The organism is Microbacterium sp. NPDC077663 (genome assembly GCF_044542795.1).
Taxonomy (GTDB): domain Bacteria; phylum Actinomycetota; class Actinomycetes; order Actinomycetales; family Microbacteriaceae; genus Microbacterium.
On sequence record NZ_JBITVE010000003.1, the window covers coordinates 649,573 to 669,986 of the forward strand.

The 20,414-nt window shown below is 70.4% G+C and carries 24 protein-coding genes and 1 pseudogene; 5 read left to right on the plus strand and 20 right to left on the minus strand.

All coding sequences use genetic code 11. The features are described from left to right. The 15 genes from kdpC to ACIGEP_RS15885 all read right to left on the minus strand — a co-directional run bounded on the left by kdpC (position 1) and on the right by ACIGEP_RS15885 (position 13,516). Complete coding sequence (kdpC, locus tag ACIGEP_RS15815) at positions 1-633, minus strand: K(+)-transporting ATPase subunit C (RefSeq protein ID WP_396662581.1); 633 nt, start codon at positions 631-633, stop codon at positions 1-3. Between the two features lie 18 nt (positions 634-651). Further along, complete coding sequence (gene kdpB / locus ACIGEP_RS15820) at positions 652-2,793, minus strand: potassium-transporting ATPase subunit KdpB (protein WP_396662582.1); 2,142 nt, start codon at positions 2,791-2,793, stop codon at positions 652-654. 1 nt (position 2,794) lies between these two features. Then, positions 2,795-4,468: a potassium-transporting ATPase subunit KdpA gene (gene kdpA, locus ACIGEP_RS15825; protein ID WP_396662583.1), complete on the minus strand. Its 1,674-nt coding sequence runs from the start codon at positions 4,466-4,468 to the stop codon at positions 2,795-2,797. Beyond that, entirely contained in the window at positions 4,468-4,557 is a 90-nt protein-coding gene (gene kdpF, locus ACIGEP_RS15830; RefSeq protein WP_396662584.1) for a K(+)-transporting ATPase subunit F, read from the minus strand. The genes kdpA and kdpF overlap by 1 nt, the downstream gene beginning before the upstream one ends. Next, positions 4,554-4,700 carry a hypothetical protein gene (locus ACIGEP_RS15835; protein WP_396662585.1) on the minus strand — a complete coding sequence of 49 codons (147 nt, stop codon included), beginning with the start codon at positions 4,698-4,700 and terminating at the stop codon, positions 4,554-4,556. Before ACIGEP_RS15835 ends, kdpF begins: the two co-directional genes overlap by 4 nt. A 109-nt stretch (positions 4,701-4,809) precedes the next feature. Beyond that, positions 4,810-5,451, minus strand: a complete 642-nt coding sequence (locus ACIGEP_RS15840) for a ThuA domain-containing protein (protein ID WP_396662586.1) — start codon at positions 5,449-5,451, stop codon at positions 4,810-4,812. Between the two features lie 39 nt (positions 5,452-5,490). Next, positions 5,491-6,414 carry an SDR family oxidoreductase gene (locus tag ACIGEP_RS15845; protein ID WP_396662587.1) on the minus strand — a complete coding sequence of 308 codons (924 nt, stop codon included), beginning with the start codon at positions 6,412-6,414 and terminating at the stop codon, positions 5,491-5,493. A gap of 108 nt (positions 6,415-6,522) precedes the next feature. Beyond that, the gene (locus ACIGEP_RS15850; RefSeq protein WP_396662588.1) at positions 6,523-7,362 is read right to left on the minus strand and encodes a helix-turn-helix transcriptional regulator; all 840 of its coding nucleotides are present in this window, start codon (positions 7,360-7,362) and stop codon (positions 6,523-6,525) included. A gap of 90 nt (positions 7,363-7,452) precedes the next feature. Beyond that, on the minus strand, positions 7,453-8,052 hold the full coding sequence (locus ACIGEP_RS15855; RefSeq protein ID WP_396662589.1) for a DUF1349 domain-containing protein: 600 nt from the start codon (positions 8,050-8,052) through the stop codon (positions 7,453-7,455). 21 nt (positions 8,053-8,073) lie between these two features. Further along, positions 8,074-9,051 (minus strand): Gfo/Idh/MocA family protein, encoded by a 978-nt coding sequence (locus ACIGEP_RS15860; RefSeq protein ID WP_396662621.1) that lies wholly within the window; start codon positions 9,049-9,051, stop codon positions 8,074-8,076. Next, the gene (locus ACIGEP_RS15865; protein ID WP_396662590.1) at positions 9,048-9,434 is read right to left on the minus strand and encodes a DUF1304 domain-containing protein; all 387 of its coding nucleotides are present in this window, start codon (positions 9,432-9,434) and stop codon (positions 9,048-9,050) included. Before ACIGEP_RS15865 ends, ACIGEP_RS15860 begins: the two co-directional genes overlap by 4 nt. Before the next feature lie 7 nt (positions 9,435-9,441). After that, entirely contained in the window at positions 9,442-10,362 is a 921-nt protein-coding gene (locus ACIGEP_RS15870; protein WP_396662591.1) for a glycosyl hydrolase family 32, read from the minus strand. A gap of 3 nt (positions 10,363-10,365) precedes the next feature. After that, on the minus strand, positions 10,366-11,190 hold the full coding sequence (locus ACIGEP_RS15875; RefSeq protein WP_396662592.1) for a carbohydrate ABC transporter permease: 825 nt from the start codon (positions 11,188-11,190) through the stop codon (positions 10,366-10,368). Next, complete coding sequence (locus ACIGEP_RS15880; protein ID WP_396662593.1) at positions 11,187-12,149, minus strand: carbohydrate ABC transporter permease; 963 nt, start codon at positions 12,147-12,149, stop codon at positions 11,187-11,189. Before ACIGEP_RS15880 ends, ACIGEP_RS15875 begins: the two co-directional genes overlap by 4 nt. A gap of 2 nt (positions 12,150-12,151) precedes the next feature. Beyond that, a complete protein-coding gene (locus ACIGEP_RS15885; protein WP_396662594.1) occupies positions 12,152-13,516 on the minus strand; it encodes an ABC transporter substrate-binding protein in 1,365 nt (454 codons plus the stop codon). A gap of 229 nt (positions 13,517-13,745) precedes the next feature. On the opposite strand from ACIGEP_RS15885, the gene ACIGEP_RS15890 reads away from it, so the two are divergent. Together ACIGEP_RS15890 and ACIGEP_RS15895 are read left to right on the plus strand one after the other, a co-directional pair. Next, on the plus strand, positions 13,746-14,771 hold the full coding sequence (locus ACIGEP_RS15890; protein WP_396662622.1) for a LacI family DNA-binding transcriptional regulator: 1,026 nt from the start codon (positions 13,746-13,748) through the stop codon (positions 14,769-14,771). 69 nt (positions 14,772-14,840) lie between these two features. After that, positions 14,841-15,827, plus strand: a complete 987-nt coding sequence (locus ACIGEP_RS15895) for an alpha/beta hydrolase (RefSeq protein ID WP_396662595.1) — start codon at positions 14,841-14,843, stop codon at positions 15,825-15,827. A 27-nt stretch (positions 15,828-15,854) separates the two neighbouring features. Here ACIGEP_RS15895 and ACIGEP_RS15900 read toward each other — a convergent pair whose 3' ends face one another. Further along, complete coding sequence (locus ACIGEP_RS15900; protein ID WP_396662596.1) at positions 15,855-16,448, minus strand: fasciclin domain-containing protein; 594 nt, start codon at positions 16,446-16,448, stop codon at positions 15,855-15,857. 110 nt (positions 16,449-16,558) lie between these two features. Continuing rightward, positions 16,559-17,260: a TetR/AcrR family transcriptional regulator C-terminal domain-containing protein gene (locus ACIGEP_RS15905; RefSeq protein WP_396662597.1), complete on the minus strand. Its 702-nt coding sequence runs from the start codon at positions 17,258-17,260 to the stop codon at positions 16,559-16,561. Between the two features lie 69 nt (positions 17,261-17,329). Here ACIGEP_RS15905 and ACIGEP_RS15910 point away from each other — a divergent pair, with 69 nt between their 5' ends. Further along, entirely contained in the window at positions 17,330-17,653 is a 324-nt protein-coding gene (locus ACIGEP_RS15910) for a hypothetical protein (protein WP_396662598.1), read from the plus strand. 10 nt (positions 17,654-17,663) lie between these two features. Here ACIGEP_RS15910 and ACIGEP_RS15915 read toward each other — a convergent pair whose 3' ends face one another. The 3 genes from ACIGEP_RS15915 to ACIGEP_RS15925 all read right to left on the minus strand — a co-directional run bounded on the left by ACIGEP_RS15915 (position 17,664) and on the right by ACIGEP_RS15925 (position 19,601). Then, positions 17,664-18,854: a MalY/PatB family protein gene (locus ACIGEP_RS15915; RefSeq protein WP_396662599.1), complete on the minus strand. Its 1,191-nt coding sequence runs from the start codon at positions 18,852-18,854 to the stop codon at positions 17,664-17,666. Between the two features lie 49 nt (positions 18,855-18,903). After that, positions 18,904-19,278 carry a hypothetical protein gene (locus tag ACIGEP_RS15920; RefSeq protein WP_396662600.1) on the minus strand — a complete coding sequence of 125 codons (375 nt, stop codon included), beginning with the start codon at positions 19,276-19,278 and terminating at the stop codon, positions 18,904-18,906. Positions 19,279-19,364: 86 nt separating this feature from the next. Then, positions 19,365-19,601, minus strand: coding sequence for a hypothetical protein (locus ACIGEP_RS15925; protein WP_396662601.1), 237 nt, complete (start codon positions 19,599-19,601; stop codon positions 19,365-19,367). A gap of 243 nt (positions 19,602-19,844) precedes the next feature. Here ACIGEP_RS15925 and ACIGEP_RS15930 point away from each other — a divergent pair, with 243 nt between their 5' ends. Together ACIGEP_RS15930 and ACIGEP_RS15935 are read left to right on the plus strand one after the other, a co-directional pair. Beyond that, positions 19,845-20,123, plus strand: coding sequence for a hypothetical protein (locus tag ACIGEP_RS15930; RefSeq protein ID WP_396662623.1), 279 nt, complete (start codon positions 19,845-19,847; stop codon positions 20,121-20,123). Positions 20,124-20,199: 76 nt separating this feature from the next. Then, positions 20,200-20,414 (plus strand): annotated as a pseudogene (locus ACIGEP_RS15935) (hypothetical protein); the annotation flags it as partial.

Here is a 20,414-nt window from a genome sequence, read left to right on the forward strand (position 1 = left end):
TCAGCCTCCGAGCCCGTCTCGCCCCTCGAGTCCGTCGAGGGCGAGGTTGAGTTCCACCACGTTCACGGTCGACCCGCCGAGGTAGCCGAGATCGGGTCCCTGCGTGTACTCGGCGACCAACCGCCGGACCTCGGACGCGTCCAGTCCGCGGGCCTCGGCGACGCGGTCGACCTGGATCGAAGCGTACGCGGGGCTGATGTGCGGGTCGAGTCCGGATGCCGAGGCGGTGACCGCATCGGCGGGCACGGCCGACTCGGGCACGCCCTCGCGTTCGGCGATCGCCGCCTTGCACTCGGCGATCGCGGCGACCAGGTCGGCGTTCTCGGGGCCGAGGTTCGAGCCCGACGACGCGCCGCCGTCGTACCCGTCGCCCGCGGCCGAGGGGCGGGACTGGAAGTACTGCGGGAGCGCAGCACCGTCGGCATCCGTGAAGGACTGGCCGATCAAGGACGAGCCCACCACCTCGCCGGCGTCCGTCCGGACGAGGGAGCCGTTCGCCCGCGCGGGCAGGGCGAGCTGGCCGACGAGGGTGACGACGCCGGTGTAGCCGACACCCAGCAGGACGGTGAAGACGACCATCGCGCGGACGGCGACGGCGAGGGTGCGCCCGGTGGCGCGGGACGTGCTGTTCATGACGGGAGGTCCTTCGGATCAGAAGCCGGGGAGGAGGCGGACGAGCAGGTCGATCAGCCAGATCCCGAGGAAGGGGGCGATGACGCCGCCTAGCCCGTAGACGGCGAGGTTGCGACCGAGGATCGACGACGCGCCGCCCGGTCGGTACCGCACGCCGCGGAGGGCGAGCGGGATGAGGGCGATGATGACGAGCGCGTTGAAGATGATCGCCGAGAGCACAGCGGATGCCGGCGAGTGCAGCCCCATGATGTTCAGGGCGCCGAGCTGGGGGAACACCCCCATGAACATCGCGGGGATGATCGCGAAGTACTTCGCGATGTCGTTCGCGATCGAGAACGTGGTCAATGCCCCGCGAGTGATGAGCAGCTGCTTGCCGATGCGGACGATGTCGATGAGCTTCGTCGGGTCGGAGTCCAGGTCGACCATGTTGCCGGCCTCCTTGGCCGCCGACGTGCCCGAGTTCATCGCGACGCCGACGTCCGCCTGCGCGAGGGCGGGCGCGTCGTTCGTGCCGTCGCCGGTCATCGCGACGAGGTTGCCGCCCTCCTGCTCGGTGCGGATGTAGGCGAGCTTGTCCTCGGGGGTCGCCTCGGCGAGGAAGTCGTCGACGCCCGCCTCCTTCGCGATCGCCGCCGCGGTGAGCGGGTTGTCGCCCGTGATCATCACGGTGCGGATGCCCATGGACCGCAGCTCGGCGAACCGCTCGCGGAGCCCGTCCTTGACGACGTCCTTGAGGTGGACGACCCCGAGCACGCGCCCGGCGCCGGCGGCATCCTTCGTCGCGACGACCAGCGGGGTGCCGCCGGACTGCGAGATCTCCTCGGTGCGGGCGGTCAGGTCGGTGCGAACACCCTCGGGCAGCGCGGCACCATCTTGCTCGAGCCAGCCGATGATCGCGGACCCGGCGCCCTTGCGGATCGCCGAGCCGTCGGGCAGGTCGAGGCCGCTCATGCGGGTCTGCGCCGTGAACGGGACGATCACACCGCGCGAGTCCCCGGTCACATCGACCCCGCGACGGACGGCGAGCGCGACGATCGAGCTGCCCTCGGGTGTCGGGTCGGCGAGCGAGGACAGCGCCGCGGCGCGCGTGAGCTCCTGCTGCGCCTGGCCGGCGAGCGGGACGAACTCGGCCGCCTGCCGGTTGCCGTAGGTGATGGTCCCGGTCTTGTCGAGGAGGAGCGTCGTCACGTCGCCGGCGGCCTCGACGGCGCGTCCGGACATCGCGAGGACGTTCCGCTGCACGAGCCGGTCCATGCCGGCGATGCCGATGGCCGACAGGAGCGCACCGATCGTCGTCGGGATGAGGCAGACCAGCAACGCGACGAGCACCGGGATGCTGACCGGCGCCGCCGCGTACGAGGCGACCGGGTTCAGGATGAGGGCGACGACGACGAAGATGATCGACAGGCTCGCCAGCAGGATGTTCAGCGCGATCTCGTTGGGGGTCTTCTGCCGGGCCGCACCCTCGACGAGCGCGATCATCCGGTCGACGAAGGTCTCGCCCGGCTTCGACGTGATGCGCACGACGATGCGGTCAGAAAGCACCCGGGTGCCGCCGGTGACGGCGCTGCGGTCACCGCCGGATTCGCGGATGACGGGGGCCGACTCGCCGGTGATGGCGGACTCGTCGACCGAGGCGATGCCGTGCACGACGTCGCCGTCGCCGGGGATCAGGTCGCCCGCCGCCACGACGACGACGTCCCCGAGGGTGAGGTCGGCCGACGAGACGTCGTCGATGGTGACGCGTTCGGCCGCGGCATCCGTCGCCTCGTCGTACCCGGTCACGCGGTGGGCGACGGTGCTCGTGCGGGTCTTGCGGAGCGTCTCGGCCTGCGCCTTGCCGCGGCCTTCGGCGACGGACTCCGCGACGTTCGCGAACACGACCGTCAACCACAGCCAGACCGCGATGATCGCCGTGAAGGGGGCGGGGACGGCGGTGCCGCCCGAGTCGGCGGGACCGTCGAGGAACGGCTCCGCGACGGCCAGCACGGTCGTCAGGGCGGCGCCGACCCACACGATGAACATCACAGGGTTGCGCCACTGGGCGCGGGGGTCGAGCTTGCGCAGCGCGCCCGGCAGGGCGGCCGCGATGGCGGCGTCGTCGATGCCGCGGCGCGGCGCGGGGGCGGGGGCGACCGGTTCGAGGGTGGTGGTGGACATGTCAGATCAGTCCTTCTGCGAGGGGGCCCAGCGCGAGTACGGGGAAGTAGGTGAGGGCGGTCACGATGACGATCACGCCGATGAGGAGGCCCACGAACAACGGTCGGTGCGTCGGCAGCGTGCCCGCCGTGGCGGGGACCTTGTCCTGCGCGGCGAACGAGCCGGCGAGGGCGAGGACCAGCACGATCGGCAGGAACCGGCCGAGCAGCATCGCGATGCCGAGGGCGGTGTTCAGCCACGGCGTGTTCGCCGTGAGCCCCGCGAAGGCCGAGCCGTTGTTGTTCGCGGCCGAGGTGAAGGCGTAGAGCACTTCGCTGAACCCGTGGATGCCGGGGTTCCAGATCGAGGTCGTCGTGACGTCCTCGCGCACCGCGGGGATCACGAAGCTCAGCGCCGTGCCCACGAGCACGAGGATCGGGGTCACGAGGATGTAGATGCTCGCGAGCTTGATCTCACGGGGGCCGATCTTCTTGCCCAGGTACTCGGGCGTGCGTCCGACGAGGAGGCCGGCGACGAAGACCGCGAGGACCGCCATCACGAGCATGCCGTAGAGCCCCGACCCGACGCCACCGGGAGCGAGCTCTCCGAGCATCATGTTGAGCATCGGCATCATGCCGCCGAGGGCCGTGTACGAGTCGTGCATGGAATTGACGGCGCCCGTCGAGGTGAGGGTGCTCGTCGACCCGAAGATCGTCGACCCGACGATCCCGAAGCGCACCTCCTTGCCTTCGAGGGCGGCGCCGGCGAGCTCGGGCGCGGTGCCGCGCCCGGCGAGCTCCAGGGCCGTGAGGGCGAGCGTCGAGGCGAGGAACAGGACGCCCATCGCCCCGAGGATCGCGTAGCCCTGGCGCTTGTCGCCGAGCATCGTGCCGAAGGTGCGCGGCAGCGAGAACGGGATGAGGAGCATGAGGACGATCTCGAACAGGTTCGTCCAGCCGGTCGGGTTCTCGAACGGGTGCGCGGAGTTGGCGTTGAAGAAGCCGCCACCGTTGGTGCCGAGGAGCTTGACGGCCTCCTGCGAGGCAACCGGGCCACCGGGGATGCTCTGCGCGGTGCCGGCGACGGTCGTCACGTCGGTGAACCCGGCGAGGTTCTGCACGACGCCACCCGCCAGCAGCACCACCGCCGCGACGAGCGACAGCGGCAGGAGCAGACGCACCGTGCCGCGGGTCAGGTCGACCCAGAAGTTGCCGATCGTCCCGCTGCGGCGGTAGGCGAGGCCGCGCACGAGGGCGATCGCGACGGCCAGGCCGACGGCCGCCGAGACGAAGTTCTGCACGGCGAGCGCCGCCAACTGCACGGTGTAGCCGAGGGTCAGCTCGGGCGAGTACGACTGCCAGTTCGTGTTCGTCACGAACGAGACCGCCGTGTTGAACGAGAGCGACTCGCTGGGTGCCGGGAGGCCGAGCGACCACGGCAGCCACTGCTGCACGCGCTGGAGCAGGTAGACGACGAGCACGCCGACGACGGAGAACGCGAGCACGCTGCGTGCGTAGGCCTGCCACGTCTGAGCGGATGCCGGGTCGACGCCGATCAGCCGGTACAGACCGCGCTCGGCCCGGGCATCCTTCGGCGAGGTGTACACCCAGGCCATGTAGTCGCCCACGGGGCGGTAGGCGACGGCGAGGATGAGCGCGAGCGTCGCGAGGGTGAGGACGGCGGAAAGCCACGCCATCAGAACTTCTCCGGCTTCACGAGCGCGACGAAGAGGTAGACCATTGCGGCGACGCCGAGCACCGCGGCGACGATGTCGAACACGTTCATACCCGGTCGACCGCCTTGGCGAACAGACCGATGATCACGAACAGGACGATGACGCCCAGTACGTAGACGATGTCGAGCACGAGAGACGCTCCGTTTCGAGGGACCGCAGGCCGTGAGCCGGCCCGCGCGCCGGTGTGGCGCATCCCCGATGGAACACCGCGCGGCCTGCCGTCCCCGCGGTCCTCACGGAATCCATACGGTCGCGCGGTCCGTCCTCACGGGATCCTCACGACCGCTCGTCGGCCCCCGGGTTCAGCTCGTCGCGGCAGCCCAGGTCGCCAGTTCCGCCACGAGGGCGGTGTGCCCCGGCGCATCGTACGACCGCGCGTCGTGGCCGAGCACGTCGACCGCGACACGGGAGCGGCCGACGGTGCGTCGCCAGGCGGTCGGCTCACGGTGCCCGCCGTCCCCCTCGTGCCAGGCGACGACCTCCCGATCGCCGGTGGCCTGCAGCGCGCAGTAGCGTTCGTCCTCGACCGAGAACGGCACCGCGCCCTCGACGTCGACCACGACCCGCCCGAACGGCGGGTGGAACGACAGGGTCGGCAACCAGACCGCGCCGACCGCTCCCGCCCAGCGCGGGTAGTCGCGCAGAGACGCGACCGCGCAGTGCAGGGCGAGGACGCCGACGCCGCGGTCCAGCGCCGCATCGAAGGCGGCGACGCTTGCGGCTTCCGCCCCTCGCTCCCCACCGCGCCACGGATCACCCGTGTTGACGACGACCAGGTCGATCTCAGCGAGCGAGGCCATCGCGGCATCCACGTCCTCACGGACGGTCACGTCGTGCCCGATGCCCTGCAGGATCTCCACGAGGCGGGCAGAGGTCTCCGCGAAGGGATGCCACGGGTCGGCGTACCGCTCGGTACCCGACAGGATCACGGTGCGCACGGTCATGCCCGGAGGCTATCGCCCTGCGGACCCGCAGGCGACGTCTTAGAGCGCGAAGCGGGTGCCGATCGCCTGCAGCGTCTCGTCCCAGAGGCGGCGGGCCGCGTCGGCGTCGCTCAGCGACGACCAGAGCGGGATGCGGGCAGGCGGGCCGCCGATGAGTCGCTTCGGGCCGTAGAACTCCCCGCCTGCTGCGGTCGGATCGGTCGCCGCGAGCACCGCGGGGAGGGCCGCGCCGGCGACGGTACCGGTGACGCCGACACGGGAGAGGAACCGGATGACGCGCCGCGCGCCCGTCTCGCGCTCGCGCCCCAGCCCGGGTTGGGCGGCGAGCAGGTTGGTGGGCGAGACCCCGGGGTGAGCGAGCGTGCTCGTGAGACCCCACCCGGCGTCCCGGCTGCGGCGGTGGAGTTCCCTGCCGAAGAACGCGACCGCGATCTTCGACGACCGGTACGCCGCCATCGCGTCGTATGCCTCGGGGGTGGTCACGGCACCGCGGTCGATGCCGCCCGACCGCGCCGCGATGCTCGTCTGGTGCACGACCCGTGCGCGCCCCTCGCGGAGCACGGGGAGCAGGCCCAGCGTCAGTGCGGCGTGGCCGAGGTGGTTGGTGCCCCACTGGAGTTCGAACCCGTCCGCGGTCTCCCTGCGCGACGGCGGGGTCATGACGCCGGCGTTGTTCACGAGGAGGTGCACGGGACGGCCTTCGGCCCGCAGCGTCGCGGTGAACTCCGCGACCGAATCGAGCGACGACAGGTCGAGGGGACGCGTCGACACGCGCGCACCGGCGACCCGTTCCCGGACCCCGCGCGCGGCCGACTCGCCCTTGGCGGCGTTGCGCACGGGGAGGATCAGCTCGGCGCCGGCGCGGGCGAGGTCCGTGGCGATCTCGACACCGATGCCGTCGCTGGCGCCGGTGACGACGGCGAGGCGGCCGGTCAGGTCGGGGGTGGGGAGGGTGGTCGGCATGCGTGCTCCTGGCTCGGTGTGATCTGTCGGTGTGATCCGATCCTGCGACCGCTGCGCGCCGCCTGCCAGGGCCGCCCCAGCCGTGGATCGCGGATCCACCCCTCGCCGTCAGGACAGGCGCTGCGTCCCGATGACACCCAGCAGTCGCAGGCGTTCGGCGCTCTCGCTCCCCGGCACGGCGGTGTACACGAGCAGGCGGTGGGACTGCTCGGGGTCGAGCAGGGTCTGGCACGAGAGCTCGAGCATGCCGACCTCGGGATGCCGGAAGCGCTTGAGCGCGGGCGGCGCGAGTCCCACCTCCTGCCGTTCCCACAGGGCGGCGAACTCGGCGCTGCGGCGACGCAGGTCCCCCGCCATCTCGGCCGCGGCGGAGTCGGGACCGCGCAGCGCGACGATCTCGCGGAGCCCGCTCGCGTAGACGCGCGAGAGTCGCTCCTGCTCTTCGGCCGGGTAGGCGGCTCGGGCATCGGGTTCGGTGAACCAGCGGAACCCGATGCTGCGGGCGTGCCCGGTCCGCGCGGTCGCCGGCCCCAGCAGCGCGACGGCAAGCGGCGTCTGACGCAGGGTCTCGCCGAGCTCGGTCACGATCTCGGCCGGGGTGTCCTCGAGCCGGTCGAGGATACGGAGCAGCCCCGGCCCCACGTGCGCGCTGGAGGCTCCGCGCGCGGGCGCCGTGTGACCGGCGAGCCGGAACAGGTGATCGCGTTCGCCGAGGCTGAGATGCAGCCCCTGCGCGATCGCGGCGATCATCTGCTCGGACGGATGCGGACCGGTGCCGCGTTCGAGCCGGGCGTAGTAATCCGTCGACATGTGAGCGAGCGCGGCGACCTCTTCGCGGCGCAGTCCCCCCGTCCGCCGCCGCGGACCGCGCGCCAGCCCGACGTCCTCGGGCTGGAGCGATTCCCGGCGGTGGCGCAGGAACCTCGCGAGCGCGTCACGGTCGATCATCGGCATCCTCCCCCTCGGCGGCGGTCCCGTCGTTCCTATCGCGGATGGATGCCGCGTGCCACGCCCCGTCGATCCACCCCTCGCGCGAGGTCAGTGCAGCTCGGCGTCCGCGGGACCCCGACGCCACGAGGCGAACGGCACCGTCAACCCGGCGCGCGTCGGCGCGCAGGCGAAAGGCCCAGCCGCGGTGTCGAGGTCGGCGGCGAAGGGGATCACGCGGACCAGGCGCAGGGGGTCGCCCGCTGCCCCCGCCCGCACCGTGAGCGCGTTGCCGGAGCGGCTGACACGCACCGTGATCCGACGCCCGAGCCACTCCGAGACGGGCGCCAGCGACCAGTCCGACATCCCGTCCGTGACGACGGCACCCAGCTGCAGGTCGCCGTCGGAGAACTCGACACCGGCTTTGACCCAGCGCGTCGCGTCCACGCGGACGAACACCCCGGCCTGATCGAACTGCGCCTCGAACGCCGCGTCGAACTCGACCTCCATCGCCGTGCCGTCGGGCATCGGCGCGAGCAGCGCGTGCTCGGTGTCGTGCACGAAGCCGTAGGAGGTGAGCCGCCACGCGTCGCTGCCTTCGGCGGCGGTGACCCGCAGCATCCCCTCGTGCTCCGTCACGGTCGGGGGCGGCGTCGTCCACGCGCCCTCGGACCACGGGATCGGCTGGTGGGCGCGGTCGACGGTGCTCATCCGACCAGGCTAACGGGCGGCTCAGCCGAGGCGGATGCCGGCGGAGTCGAGCGCGCGCAGAGCGACGTCGAGCACCGCGGCGCTGTGGTCGAGACGACGGTCGCGTTCGGCGAGGTCGTGCTCGGCGATCATCCGCACGAACGCACGGAACTCCGCGATCATGCGGTGCGGGTCGTCGTCCATCGCCACCCGCTCGGTGGTCCCGTCCCGGAGCCGGAGCTCGACGGCGGAGATCTCGTTGGGCGGTCCGTCGACGAGCATGACGCCCTCGGTGCCCTGGATCTTGGTGCGCGAGGGTCCGGGGGAATCCTTTGCTCCGATGCACACGGCGGTCAGGTCGGGGTAGCCGAGGACCGTGACCCCCGAGGTGTCGCTGCCTCGCTCGATGCGCGGCGTGTAGAGGACCGTGTCGGGGGTGCCGACGAGACCGACGACCAGGTGCAGCGCGTAGATCCCGATGTCCATCAGAGCACCGCCGCCCGCCGCCGGGTCGAAGGCCGGCAGGACGGCACCCTCCCGGAACGCGTCGTAGCGCGAGGAGTACTGCGAGTACTCGCACTGCACGAGCCGCAGATCACCGAGGCGGCTCAGGTTCTGCCGCATCCACTCGACGTTCGCGAGGTACTGCGTGCTGATCGCTTCCACGAGGATCAGTTCGCGCTCCTCGGCGAGGGCCCGGAGCTCGGCGAGATCCTCCGCGCGCAGCACGAACGGCTTCTCGCAGACGACGTGCTTACCCGCCCGCAGTGCGCGACGGGCGACGTCCGCGTGCAGCACGTTCGGCACGGCCACCCACACCGTGTCGACGTCCGCTTCGGCGAGACACGCGTCGAGGTCGGTGTAGACGTGGGGGATGCCGTGGGCCGCGGCCGTCTCTTCGACCGCCGCCCGGCTGCGCCGGGTGCCCACGATCGCCTCGATCACGAGCCCCGGGATCTGGTGGGCATGTGGCAGGAACTCGGCGGCGATCTTTCCCGCGCCGACGACGGCGAGTCTCAGAGCGCCAGTCCGATCGCGAGGAGGACGATGCCGATGAGGGGCGCCGTCAGCTGGATCATGGCCGCGCGGGCCTTGGACCGGTCGGACAGCAGCAGCACGAGGCCCGCCGCGACCATCGACCCGGTACCCACGAAGACGAGGGTCGCCCCGATCGCCGTCGAGCCTGTGGCGACGAAGACGATCCCGAGGAACACGGCGATCGCCAGGAACAGGTTGTAGAAGCCCTGGTTGTACGCGAACGACTTGGTGACGTGCACGGTGTCGTCCGTCGTGCCGAAGGTGCGGCGCGCCGCGGCGCCCGTCCAGGCGATCGACTCCAGATAGAAGATGTAGACGTGGATGGCGGCGCCGAGCGCCGCGAACACCAACCCGGCGATGATCATGCCGTCATCATCCCAGATGCGCCGCGCCGTGCCAGAGAGCCTCGAGGTCGACCGGGTCGGCGACGCCGAGCGGAGCACCCGCGGCATCCCGTGTGAAGGCGAGGAGCACGGGGACGCCGTCGCGGTCCCGCACCACCCTGCCCGCGTACGCCGGGGCCGGGGCGAGCAGCCGGGCGTCGTCGGGTCGGGCGTCGTCCGGGACCGGCCCCGTCGGCATCCCCCAGACGCCGTCGACCCCGTCGGAGCGCGTCGCGCAGAACAGGGTGAGGTGCTCGCCCGCCGCCTCGACGGTCTGCAGGACCTCGAGGTGCGGGAACCGCGTGGACACGGCGCCGAGGTGGGGCTGCGCGGTCCAGGTGTCGAGATCGGGCGACCACGCGTGCCCGACGACGCCGCCCGAAGACTGCTCCGCGCCCCTCGCCCGCGCCGTGACGAGCATGTGCCACCCGTTGCCCTGCGGGTCGCGGAAGACCCACGGATCACGCCACGCCTCGTCGGTCCACACGCTGTCGCCGAGCTTCTCGTAGAGCTCCCCCGCGGCCGTCAGGACGAACCCGTCGCGCTTGTCCCACTCGGTCAGATCGGGGGAGGTCGCCATGAGGACCGACTCGACGTTGCGGTTCGAGCCGGGGTCGAGGAAGACCGTGCCGGTGTAGAACATGCGCCAGAGCCCGTCGTCGCCGCGCACGACGCAACCCGTCCACGTCGCCGTCTCGTCGGCACCACCCGGTCCGCCCGGCCCGAGGACGACCCCGTGATCGGTCCACTCCCGGAGGTCGCGCGAGGTCGCGTGGCCGATCCGCGCGTGACGATGGCGCAGATCGGGGTCGCCGAGGCTCTGCGGCGCGCGCAGGTGGAACAGATGGAACGTCTCGCCGTCGTCGGCGATCCAGAAGTCCCACACCCATTCGGACTCCAGCCGGAACACGTATCAGCCCTTGAGCGAGCCCTGCAGGAGCGCCGAGACGAAGTGCCGCTGGAAGATCAGGAAGATGATCAGCGTGGGCGTGAGGATCAGGAGGGATCCTGCGCACAGCAGCGGGATGTCCGTCCCGTACCGCCCCTGGAAGGCACCCAGGGCACCGGCCATCGTCCGCTGCTCGGGGTCGTTGACGAGCACGATCGCGAGCAGGAACTGGTTCCAGGTCCACAGGAACAGCAGGATCGCGAGCGACGACAGCGCGGGAACGGACAGCGGGATGTGGATGCGCCAGAAGAGCTGCCACGTGGTCGCACCGTCCATGCGCGCCGCCTCGGAGAGATCGGCCGGCATCGTGATGAAGTGCGCCCGCATCCACATCACGGCGAACGGCATGAACAGACCGATGAGCGGCAGGATGATCGCCCAGCGGGTGTTCAGCAGGCCCAACTCCCGCACCTGGAAGTAGAGCGGCGTGATGATGCCCTCGAAGGGCAGCGTGAGCCCGAGGATGAAGGCGACGAACACGATCCGACCGCCGCGCGGCTGCAGGTGCCCGAGCGCGAAGCCCGCGAGGGTCGCCAGCAGCACTGCCGCCGGGACGACGGCGATCTCGATGAGGAAGCTGGACTGCAGCAGGGCCCACATGTTGGCCGACTCGAATGCGGTGACGAAGTTGTCCCACCGCGGGTTCTCGGGCCACTCGAGCCCGCGGGGGTAGGTCCCCGGCTCGTGCAGCGCGGTGACGAACAGGCTGAGGAAGGGCATGATCGTCACGAGCATCAGGACGATCAGCAGGATGCGGCCGATCCATTTCTCCTGGGGGCGGACGATCACGATTCTTTCCCTCGGAGGATGCGCTGGAGCGGGAGGACGATGAGCAGGACGAGAGCCATGAGCACGAGGGCGAACGCCGAAGCGGTGCCGATCTCGCGCTCGTAGAAGGCCAGGTAGAAGATCTGAAGGCCGGGGACGAGCGTGCTGTCGCCGGGTCCGCCCTGCGTGGCGATGTAGACGATGTCGAAGCTCGCCAGCGCCGCGATCACCGTCACGGTGACGCAGACCGCGACCTCCTGCCGCACGCCGGGCAGCGTGACGGAGAAGAACTCGCGCACGGGACCGGCCCCGTCCAGCCGCGCCGCCTCGTAGAGCGCGGGGTCGACCTTGGTCATCCCGGCCAGGATGAGCACGAGGCACAGCCCGACCTGCACCCAGGCGCCGATGACGCCGACGGCCGGCAGCGCGGTCGAGAAGTCCCCGAGCCACGCCTTCGTCACGCCGCCGAGGCCGATCAGGCCCAGCAACTGGTTCACGAGGCCGTTGGTCGACAACTGCCAGCTCCACATGATGCCCGCCGCCACGAGCGGGATCACCTGCGGCAGGAACAGGACGGTCCGCGCGACACCTGCGAGCCGACTCGCCGCGATGGCGCGGATCATGTTCGCGGCCACGAGCGCGATCGCGACGGGGATGAGACTGAAGTAGATGATCAGCTCGAAGGCGTTGAGGATCGCGCCGATCAGCTTCGGGTTGCTGAAGACCTCGACGTAGTTGGCGAAGCCGACCCACGTGGCCGGGCCGATGCCGTTCCAGTCGTAGAACGAGTACTGCGCCGACAGCGTGATCGGACGCAGCACGAAGAAGATGTAGAACGCCGCAGCCGGAAGCACCAGGAGGTACGCGGCCACGCTCGCGCGGACGTGCCGCCGGCGGCGGCGCTTGCGGAGTCCGGCGTCGTCGAGCGCTGCTGCGCCGGTGGCGACCACCGGCGCAGCAGCGGGAGGGGCGGAGGTCATGCTCAGCCCTCGACCTGGCTCTCGTAGTCGGCTTGGACCGAGCTCAGCAGACCCTCGGGAGTCTGCTCGCCGGCGACCATGCGCTGGAGGTTGGGCGTCCAGCTCTGGGCGTAGATCGCGCCGGTGGCGTTGGCGATGAAGTCCATCGCACCGTTGGCCTCGCTCAGCTGGGCGCCGGCGGCGAGGGTCGCCGCCGTCGTGGAGTCGGCGTCGACCTCGGGCATGAAGGCGTCAGCCGGACCCATCGGGTGCGAGCCGCCGACCTCGACGCCGATCGTGCGCGCCGTCTCATCGGTCGCCGTCCAGTTCAGGAAGAACGCGGCGCAGTCCGGGTGCTCGGCCGTCGCCGCGACACCGAAGGTGAGCGGAGCGGACATCGCGCCGATCTGGCCGCCCTCCTCCAGCGGAGGCATGAGGAAGAAGCCCGCCTCGCCCGGCATCTGGGTGTCGAGGTTGCCCGACTCCCAGTCGCCGTTGAAGATGAACAGCGACTCACCGCCGATGAAGCGGCTCATCATCTGTGCGTAGTCGAGCGAGTTGACGTCGTCGGCGAAGTAGCCCGCGTCGATCCACTTCTTCAGGTGCTCCGCCGCCGCGAGGTTCTCGGGGGTGTCGATGGTCGCGTCCGGCTGCTGGAAGATCCAGTCGTTGATGGCGGCCGGGTCGCCGTACGAGGCCATCAGCGCCTGGAGCGGGAACGCGAGTCCACCGGTGGCACCACCGTTGAACTGGGCGATCGGGGTGATGCCGGCATCCTTTGCCGCCTGCATCGCGGCGTCGAACTCGTCGAGCGTCGCCGGGGCCTCGGTCATCCCGATCTGATCGGCGAGGGTCTTGTTGTAGAAGACACCGGTCATCGAATAGTTGAGGCCGAGGGCGTAGAGCGGTCCGTTGCCGCGGCGTCCCTCGTCGTCCACGCGTAGCTGCTGCAGCTGCGAGGCCGGCCAGTCCGTCCATCCGAACGCCTCGGCGTACGGGTCGAGGTCCAGGAGCAGTCCGTCGGTCGCGAGCTCGGACATCTGCGGCAGACGCATGAGGTCCGGCGGCGAGTCCTGCAGGACGCGCGGCGCGTTCTGGGTGATGACGGCGAACTGGTCCTCGCGGATGTCGAAGGTCACGTTCGGGTACTGCTTCGTGAACTCCTCGGTGAGCGCGGTCGGCAGCGGGAACCCGGTTTCGAAGTAGCCGCTGAGGACGACGTCCTCCTCGCCGCAGGTCGGGCCTTCGGCGCCGAAGTCCGACGTCGACGACGCCTGCGGAGCCGCCGTGCCGCCGGGAGGGGCGCACGCCGTCACGCCGAGCGCGACGGTCGTGAAAAGCCCGGCGAGGAGGAGCGGGCGGAGGGGGTGCTGTGAGGATCGAGACATCGATGTCTCCTTTCGGGAACCACATCGTTCGGGTGATCGCGGAGAGTGCGCCTGCGTGCTAAATCGCGTTAGCAAGGTCATCTTGCGCCATGCTGCCGATCGCTGTCAATGGGGTGCCGCCGCGCGTGATGCAGCTGTGACCCACCGATCCGATCACGCCTCGAACCCGGTCCCGAGGTCGGTCCCCACTAGGATCGCGGGACAGGAGGATGCCGTGAGCAAGGACCGCGTGACTCTCGCCGACGTCGCCCGCGCGGCCGGCATGTCGCGCACCACCGCATCCCTCGTCCTGTCCGGCCGCGGTGACGAGATGCGCATCGCCGAGGCCTCCCAGGAACGCATCCGTCTCGTCGCAGCCGAGCTCGGCTACCGCCCGAACATGCTCTCGGCGGGTCTGCGCAGCGGCACGAGCCGGACGATCGGCTTCATCTCCGACACCGTCGCGACCTCTCAGCTGGCCGGCGACATGATCAAGGGCTCCCTCGAAGGCGCCCGCCGCCACGGGCATCTGCTGTTCATCGGGGAGTACGAGGGCGACGAATCGGAGCGCGAGCGGCTGATCGACGCCATGCTCGATCGCCGGGTCGACGGGGTCATCATGGCGTCGATGTTCACGCGGGAGCGCCGCGTCCCCACGGCGCTCGCCGGCGGCAACGTGGTCCTGCTGAACGCGCTTCCGGACCGCGGCTCGAACGGCGTCCGGGCCATCCTCCCCGACGAACTCGATGCCGGTCGGCGTGCCGCGAGACTCCTGCTCGACCTGGGGCACCGCCGCATCCATCTGATCGGAGCGGGACCGACGACCGCGGACGTCCCGCGCGACACCGTCGCCGGTCACGAGCGCCTCGAAGGCATCCTCGGCGAGCTGACGACGGCCGGCCTGTCGCCGGCATCAGGTCGCATGCTCAGCATCTGGCTTCCGGTCGACGGCTGGAAGGCGACCTCGGACCTGATCGCCTCGGGTGTGCGGTCGGGCGCGATCATCGCGTTCAACGACCGCATCGCCTTCGGCGCGTATCAGGCGATCGCCGAGGCGGGACTGCGCGTGCCGCAGGACTTCTCGGTGGTCTCCTTCGACGACCACCAGCTGGCCGGCTGGGTGCATCCCGGCCTGACGACGTTCGCCATCCCGCACTTCGACCTCGGACTGCGCGCTGTCGAGCTCCTCCTCGATCCCGACGCCGACTCGGGCGTGCATCGGATCCCGCTGCCGCTGCGTAATCGCGGATCGGTCGCGGCGCCGAACGATCCCTGACGCGCATCCGCGTCCGATCCGCTATCCTCCGAGCTAACGCGATTTAGCATCGGAGAAGGGATGCCGGCGGTGCAACGGAGCCCCCAGGGAACCAGTGTCGACGACGGCGTCGCACGTCCGCCGTTCGACCCGGATGTCCGTGCGGCTCTCGACACAGCCGACGACGTCGTGGTTTCGCTCGCCCCCGAAGAGATCCCCACCCTCCGCGCGCGGGCCGTGATCCCCACCCCGGCCGAGTACACCCTGGAGGGGCGCCTGCGGGCCGAGGAGCACGTGGCGCGAAGCGCCGACGGCGCACCCGTGCGGCTGGTGGTGCTGCGCCCTCGAGACCGCGGCGGTCCCCTTCCCGTGATCTATCACGTCCACGGCGGCGGGATGGTGGTCGGAACGCCGTTCGACGTGCTCCCCACCCTCGGGCAGCTCGCGCTCGACCTCGGTGCGGCGATCGTGTCGGTCGACTACCGCCTCGCACCCGAGCACACCTATCCCGCGCCCCTCGACGACGTCTACGCCGGCCTCGTGTGGATGTCGGAGCACGCGGAAGACCTCGGCCTCGATCCCGACCGGATCGTCCTCGAGGGGGTCAGTGCGGGCGGCGGGCTGGCCGCCGGTGCGGCACTCGCCGCGCGCGACCGAGGCGGCCCCGCGCTCCTCGGTCAGATGCTCGTCTACCCCATGCTCGACCACCGCAACGACTCGGCATCCGCTCATCAGATGGCGGGGGCCGGCACGTGGGATCGCACGGCGAACGCCACGGGGTGGGCGGCGTACCTCGGCGCCCTCTCCGCCGAGGCGGTGCCGATCTACGCCTCCCCCGCTCTCGCCGACGACCTGAGCGGCCTGCCGCCCACGTTCATCGAGGTCGGGTCGGCCGAGACGTTCCGCGACGAGGACGTCGACTACGCACGGCGGATCTGGGCCTCGGGCGGCGACGCGGAGCTCCACGTGTGGCCGGGCGGCGCGCATGCGTTCGACGCGCTGGTGCCCTCGGCCCCCCTCTCCCGCGACGCCCGTCACGCGAGATCGCGCTGGTTGCAGCGTCTCCTCTCGCGCTGACGGGCGCCGCCGGAGCGCCGGGACCGATCAGGACGCGGGGACCAGCACCCGGTCGATCGTGTGGATGACACCGTTCGACGCCGGGATGTTGAGCGCGCGCAGCACGAGCTTGGGGTTCTTCAGCTCCGGAGTCTCGTCGCGCAGCACGATGCCGCGCGGCTCGATCGTGCCGCCGTTCGCCATCTCGATCGAACGCGAGAAGAGCACCTTGACCGGCGACAGCTTCTTGCCCGCGACCACGTGGTACAGCAGGATGTCGCTGATCTGCTCGCCGGTGAAGGTCGAGGTGATCGCCTCGAGGGCAGCCGCCTCGGATGCCGGCGCCTCACCCGTGAGGTCCGTGACGAGGCGCAGGAAGGCGCGGTCGTTCGGCGCGAACACCGTGTACTTCGTGCTCGTGTCGGCGAGGGCCTCGTCGAGCCCCGTCGCCACGAGCGCCTGGATCAGGATGTCGTAGTCCGAGCCGTTGGCGTCGAGGGTGCCGCCGCCGGAGGCCGCGACGGCGACGTCGACGATGGTGCCGGCGGGCTTCGTCGCCTGATGGGCGGATGCCGGGGACGAGGTGAGTGCCAGCGCACCGGCCACCATCGCGGCCAGGGCGATCCCGATCTTCTTGTTCATCACAGTGCTCCTTCGATGAGAAGAGTCGCGCCCGGCGGACGTCGGGCACCACTGTGTATTCCCGTCGAAGGGCGGCCGCGGATGCACCCGGACCGAGGATTCTCAGAGCGTCAGCGCGAGAGTTCGGTCTCGAGGCGGTCGAGGAGGATCTCGAGGGCGGCCTCGAACTCCTCCTTGCTGTGGTCCTCGCTGAGCAACGGGCGCAGTCTGCGCACCTCAGGCGTGTCGTCGAGGGTCTGGTCGCCCGGGCCCGAGAACGACGGTTCGCCGGAGCCGGATGCCGCCCCCGCGCCGCCGACATCGGCGCCGCGCACGGCCGCCTCGAGCAGCAGCTGCCCCAGCAGGAAGCTGCTGAACCCGCGGTAGGCGCGGACGGCCTGCTCGTCGGAGAAGCCGTGTGCGAGCAGGACGCGCAAGAGGATGTCCACCGCTTCGATGCTCCGCAGCGGGGGGCGCAGCCACGGCGCGGCGGGATGCCGGGTGGCGATCAGCGGGAACGCGAGAGGGTGCGAGACCGCGATATCGCGAACAGCGTGCGCGACGTTCTGCAGGAACGTCTGCCAGTGCTCCTCCGCCTCCCGCTCCATCACCGCGGTCAGCTCGGAGGTCAGTGCGTCGACGACCCCTTCGAGGAGGTCTTCCTTGCCGTGGACGTGGCGGTAGAGGGACATCGCTTCGACCCCCAGCTCATTGCCGAGGGCGCGCATCGACAGCCCCGCGGGACCCGAACGATCGACGAGCTCGAGTGCCGCGTCGATGATCCCGGCGCGGCTCAGTCTCGGCGATGCCGCGCGGTCGGTCTGTCTGCTCATGAGGAGCCTCCACACCGATCCTCCCTCTTTCCCGCCGAAACCGCATGCTTACAGCGTAAGCTTGCGGTGATGGGACGTTTGGCATTCGGCGCCGAGACGGTCACGCTTGATGACCGTCTTCTGGCGCACCTGGAAGTCGTGATGGTGACGAAGCTGCGGCGACGCGAGCCGTTCATCCTCACGTGGACGGTCGACCCGAGCCTCGGAAGTGGACGCGTCTCGCGGTGGGTCGGCGTGTCGACCAGCTGGGACGTGCGCTACCACAGCCGTTCGACGGGCCCGCTGAACCCGGCCTGGATCGAGAGTCTGATGGCGACGGCGAACTCGCCGGGCGGTCTGCGCCTCGTGCCCGAGCCGGAGCCCGAAGAGGACGAGCGCGTCGCGGGTCTGTGACCCGGGGTGATCAGGATCGCGTGAGCCGGCGGGTGGCCTCCCCCATCGCGCGGATCGCGCCCGCGAGCACGGGCCGCGGGGTGGCGAAGACGATCCGCACGAAGTCCTCATAGCCGCGGCCGAGCAGGGCGCCGTCGGTGAGGACGACGCCCGCCTCCTCGCGGAAGAACGTCGCGGGAGAAGCCGGCAGGTCGAGCGCAGACGCGTCGATCCAGCCGATGTACGTCGCCTCGGGCGCGGTGTACCGCGCACCGGGGAGATGCTCGTCGAGCAGGCGCGCGAGTCCGTGCCGCTCGGCATCCAGATAGGCGATGACCTCGTCGAGCCACGGCCGCCCCTGTCGGTACGCGGCGATGGCCGCGACGACGCCGACCGTGGCGGCACCGTGCTGCACGGCGAACCCGAAGCGGCGGTAGGCGGCCTGATCGGCGTCGTTCGAGGTGATCAGCTGCGCGGTCTTCACGCCGGCGAGGTTCCACGCCTTCGATGCGCTCGTGCCGGTGAGCGTGTGCGCGGCGGTCGCGTCGGACAGCGAGGCGTACGGCACGTGGGGGACGCCGTCGTACCGCAGCGGCGCGTGGATCTCGTCGGCGAACACCCGCCCGCCGTGTCGCTCGACGATCTCGGCGAGAGCGGACAGCTCTTCGCGGGTCAGGACGGTTCCGGTGGGATTGTGCGGATTGCAGAGGATCAGGGTTCGCGCCCCGGCGGCGAACGCCGCGTCGATGCCGTCGAGGTCGTGCTGCCAGCGACCCTCCACGACGAGCCCCGGCACCTCCACGACGGGATGCCCGATCGTCGGGAGGTACGTGAGGAACGGCATGTACGCCGGCGTGGGCACGATGACCGCGGACCCCGCGGGTGCGTACTCGGTGACGGCGACGCCGAGCGCGGCCATGACGTCCGAGACCGGGTGGACCCGCTCGGGGTCGACGGCCCAGCCGTACTCCTCGCGCATCCAGTCCGCCGTCGCCTCGCCGAGCTCCGCGGCCAGCGGCGGGGACAGGTACCCGAGGATGCCGTCGGTGACCGCCCGCTGGAGCGCCTCCGACACCGGCGGCGCGATACCGAAGTCCATCTCGGCCACCCAGGCGCCGACGGCGCCGGGATGCAGACTCCACTTGCGGCTCTCGGGGCGGTCGAACCGTGCCCGGTCGAGCCGGTCGAACGGGTGGGAACCGATCGGAGGGACGGAACTCATCCCCCGACGATGCTGCCTGCCCGTCGGCCGTGCAAGTCGCCGCGTAACACTACTGCGGAGTGAGGCGCACGACGCGTGCTGCGAGGGAGGGGTCGTCGGTATCCACCTCGAGAACCCCGTCCCCGGCCGACCACGTGATCCCCCACGCCGCGCCATCCGCAGGGAAGAGGACCTCGATCTGAACCTCGCGCCCCCGGAGCGTGCGGACGGGCACCCGCACATCAGCCGGCGCGTCGTCCTGACGCCACAGGGTCAGGACGGTCTGCGTCTCATCGCGCAGGGCGAGTACCTGCCACGGCTCGTCGCGCTGCTCGAGTCCGAGCGGCCAGGAAGGGATGGCCGTCCGGATGAACGGGCGCAGTTCCTTGTGGACGCGGACGGCGATACGCCCATTCGTCCGTTGTACGCGGTTTCCGCCACTCAACAAACCTCTTGCGCAATCCAGACCGAAATGCTTGCTCCGATCGAACAGGACTGATGGCGTGGTCTGCGCTCATCCAAGAGAGCGGGTCAGCGTGGCGTGAGCTTGTGCCGCATCATCTCCTGAGTGTCGGTCCACACCTTCGCGTTCGCCCGAACAACGACAAGAACGTCGTTCATCAACGCAGTACGAATTCGCACGCCCTCCTGCCGAGCAAGCCGACGGATCTCGCCCCGCACCGCAGGAACATCCACGTCCGCGGTGATCCGGTGCGCCACTTGCTCATCACGTATGGCGATATCCAGCAGCGTGCGCGCGAGGCCCATGGGCCGAGGATAGCCGTTTCAGAGTGTGCACGACGGCCTTCGCCGCGAGAGTTGCACGGATGGCCTCGCGTCGTGCCCGCGCTGTCCGAGGGTGTAGATAGGCTGTCCGGGTCGCTTTCTCGACTGCCCCGTTGCGTTTCGACTGTCTCTGCTGTGCCCGGTCCGCGGGTGCCGGTGGAGTCTTTGACGTACCGGAGGTGCGCTGTGGGGCGATTGATCTATCACCGTGTCCATGTGTTCGAGATGGATGACCGGCTGCTGTCACACGTGGAGGCGGTGGTAGGCGCGAAGCTGCGGCGGGGTGAAGCGTTCATGTTGACGATCGGTGTGGAGCCGGTCGAGGGCAGCGGGCGAGTGTCGATCTGGGTGAACCGTGCCAGCAGTCTCGTGCTGAAGTACCGGCACGCGCGACCGCGTCTGAATACGGAGTGGCTTGAGCTGCTGATGACGTCTGCGAACTCCCCCACCGGAATGCGGTTGCTCCCCGAACCGTCATCAGCCCAGGCGGATGAGACCGCCTAGCGGCGTTGCCGGCTCAGACTCCGGCCGATTTGGCAACCCAAAGCTCTATCGCCCGCAGCTCATGTACACCGGTCAAATGAGATGCGTGACGTATGCCGGCGAGACGATCGTGACTACCGATGACGTCGCCGAGGCCCTGGTCGAATTGACTGCTGCAGTTGCGGCTGCTGGAGCCTCAGATGCCGTTCGGATACCGATCGTTGATGAAGAGACGCACTACATCGGTGAGGCGGAGATGGTGATTGGTGTTGGTAACGATGTCCTCTCCTCGCCCACCACCTGGGATGGCGA

What these genes read in the sequence shown, in the direction of transcription:
- ACIGEP_RS15880 (WP_396662593.1), bottom strand. Translation starts at nt 12,149, where the DNA reads ATGACCTCCGCCCCTCCCGCTGCTGCGCCGGTGGTCGCCACCGGCGCA.
- ACIGEP_RS15930 (WP_396662623.1), top strand. Translation starts at nt 19,845, where the DNA reads ATGGATGACCGGCTGCTGTCACACGTGGAGGCGGTGGTAGGCGCGAAG.
- kdpA (WP_396662583.1), bottom strand. Translation starts at nt 4,468, where the DNA reads ATGGCGTGGCTTTCCGCCGTCCTCACCCTCGCGACGCTCGCGCTCATC.
- ACIGEP_RS15835 (WP_396662585.1), bottom strand. Translation starts at nt 4,700, where the DNA reads ATGCGCCACACCGGCGCGCGGGCCGGCTCACGGCCTGCGGTCCCTCGA.
- ACIGEP_RS15925 (WP_396662601.1), bottom strand. Translation starts at nt 19,601, where the DNA reads ATGGGCCTCGCGCGCACGCTGCTGGATATCGCCATACGTGATGAGCAA.
- kdpF (WP_396662584.1), bottom strand. Translation starts at nt 4,557, where the DNA reads ATGAACGTGTTCGACATCGTCGCCGCGGTGCTCGGCGTCGCCGCAATG.
- kdpC (WP_396662581.1), bottom strand. Translation starts at nt 633, where the DNA reads ATGAACAGCACGTCCCGCGCCACCGGGCGCACCCTCGCCGTCGCCGTC.
- ACIGEP_RS15865 (WP_396662590.1), bottom strand. Translation starts at nt 9,434, where the DNA reads ATGATCATCGCCGGGTTGGTGTTCGCGGCGCTCGGCGCCGCCATCCAC.
- ACIGEP_RS15855 (WP_396662589.1), bottom strand. Translation starts at nt 8,052, where the DNA reads ATGAGCACCGTCGACCGCGCCCACCAGCCGATCCCGTGGTCCGAGGGC.
- ACIGEP_RS15910 (WP_396662598.1), top strand. Translation starts at nt 17,330, where the DNA reads ATGGGACGTTTGGCATTCGGCGCCGAGACGGTCACGCTTGATGACCGT.
- ACIGEP_RS15915 (WP_396662599.1), bottom strand. Translation starts at nt 18,854, where the DNA reads ATGAGTTCCGTCCCTCCGATCGGTTCCCACCCGTTCGACCGGCTCGAC.
- ACIGEP_RS15885 (WP_396662594.1), bottom strand. Translation starts at nt 13,516, where the DNA reads ATGTCTCGATCCTCACAGCACCCCCTCCGCCCGCTCCTCCTCGCCGGG.
- ACIGEP_RS15905 (WP_396662597.1), bottom strand. Translation starts at nt 17,260, where the DNA reads ATGAGCAGACAGACCGACCGCGCGGCATCGCCGAGACTGAGCCGCGCC.
- ACIGEP_RS15845 (WP_396662587.1), bottom strand. Translation starts at nt 6,414, where the DNA reads ATGCCGACCACCCTCCCCACCCCCGACCTGACCGGCCGCCTCGCCGTC.
- ACIGEP_RS15840 (WP_396662586.1), bottom strand. Translation starts at nt 5,451, where the DNA reads ATGACCGTGCGCACCGTGATCCTGTCGGGTACCGAGCGGTACGCCGAC.
- ACIGEP_RS15900 (WP_396662596.1), bottom strand. Translation starts at nt 16,448, where the DNA reads ATGAACAAGAAGATCGGGATCGCCCTGGCCGCGATGGTGGCCGGTGCG.
- kdpB (WP_396662582.1), bottom strand. Translation starts at nt 2,793, where the DNA reads ATGTCCACCACCACCCTCGAACCGGTCGCCCCCGCCCCCGCGCCGCGC.
- ACIGEP_RS15850 (WP_396662588.1), bottom strand. Translation starts at nt 7,362, where the DNA reads ATGATCGACCGTGACGCGCTCGCGAGGTTCCTGCGCCACCGCCGGGAA.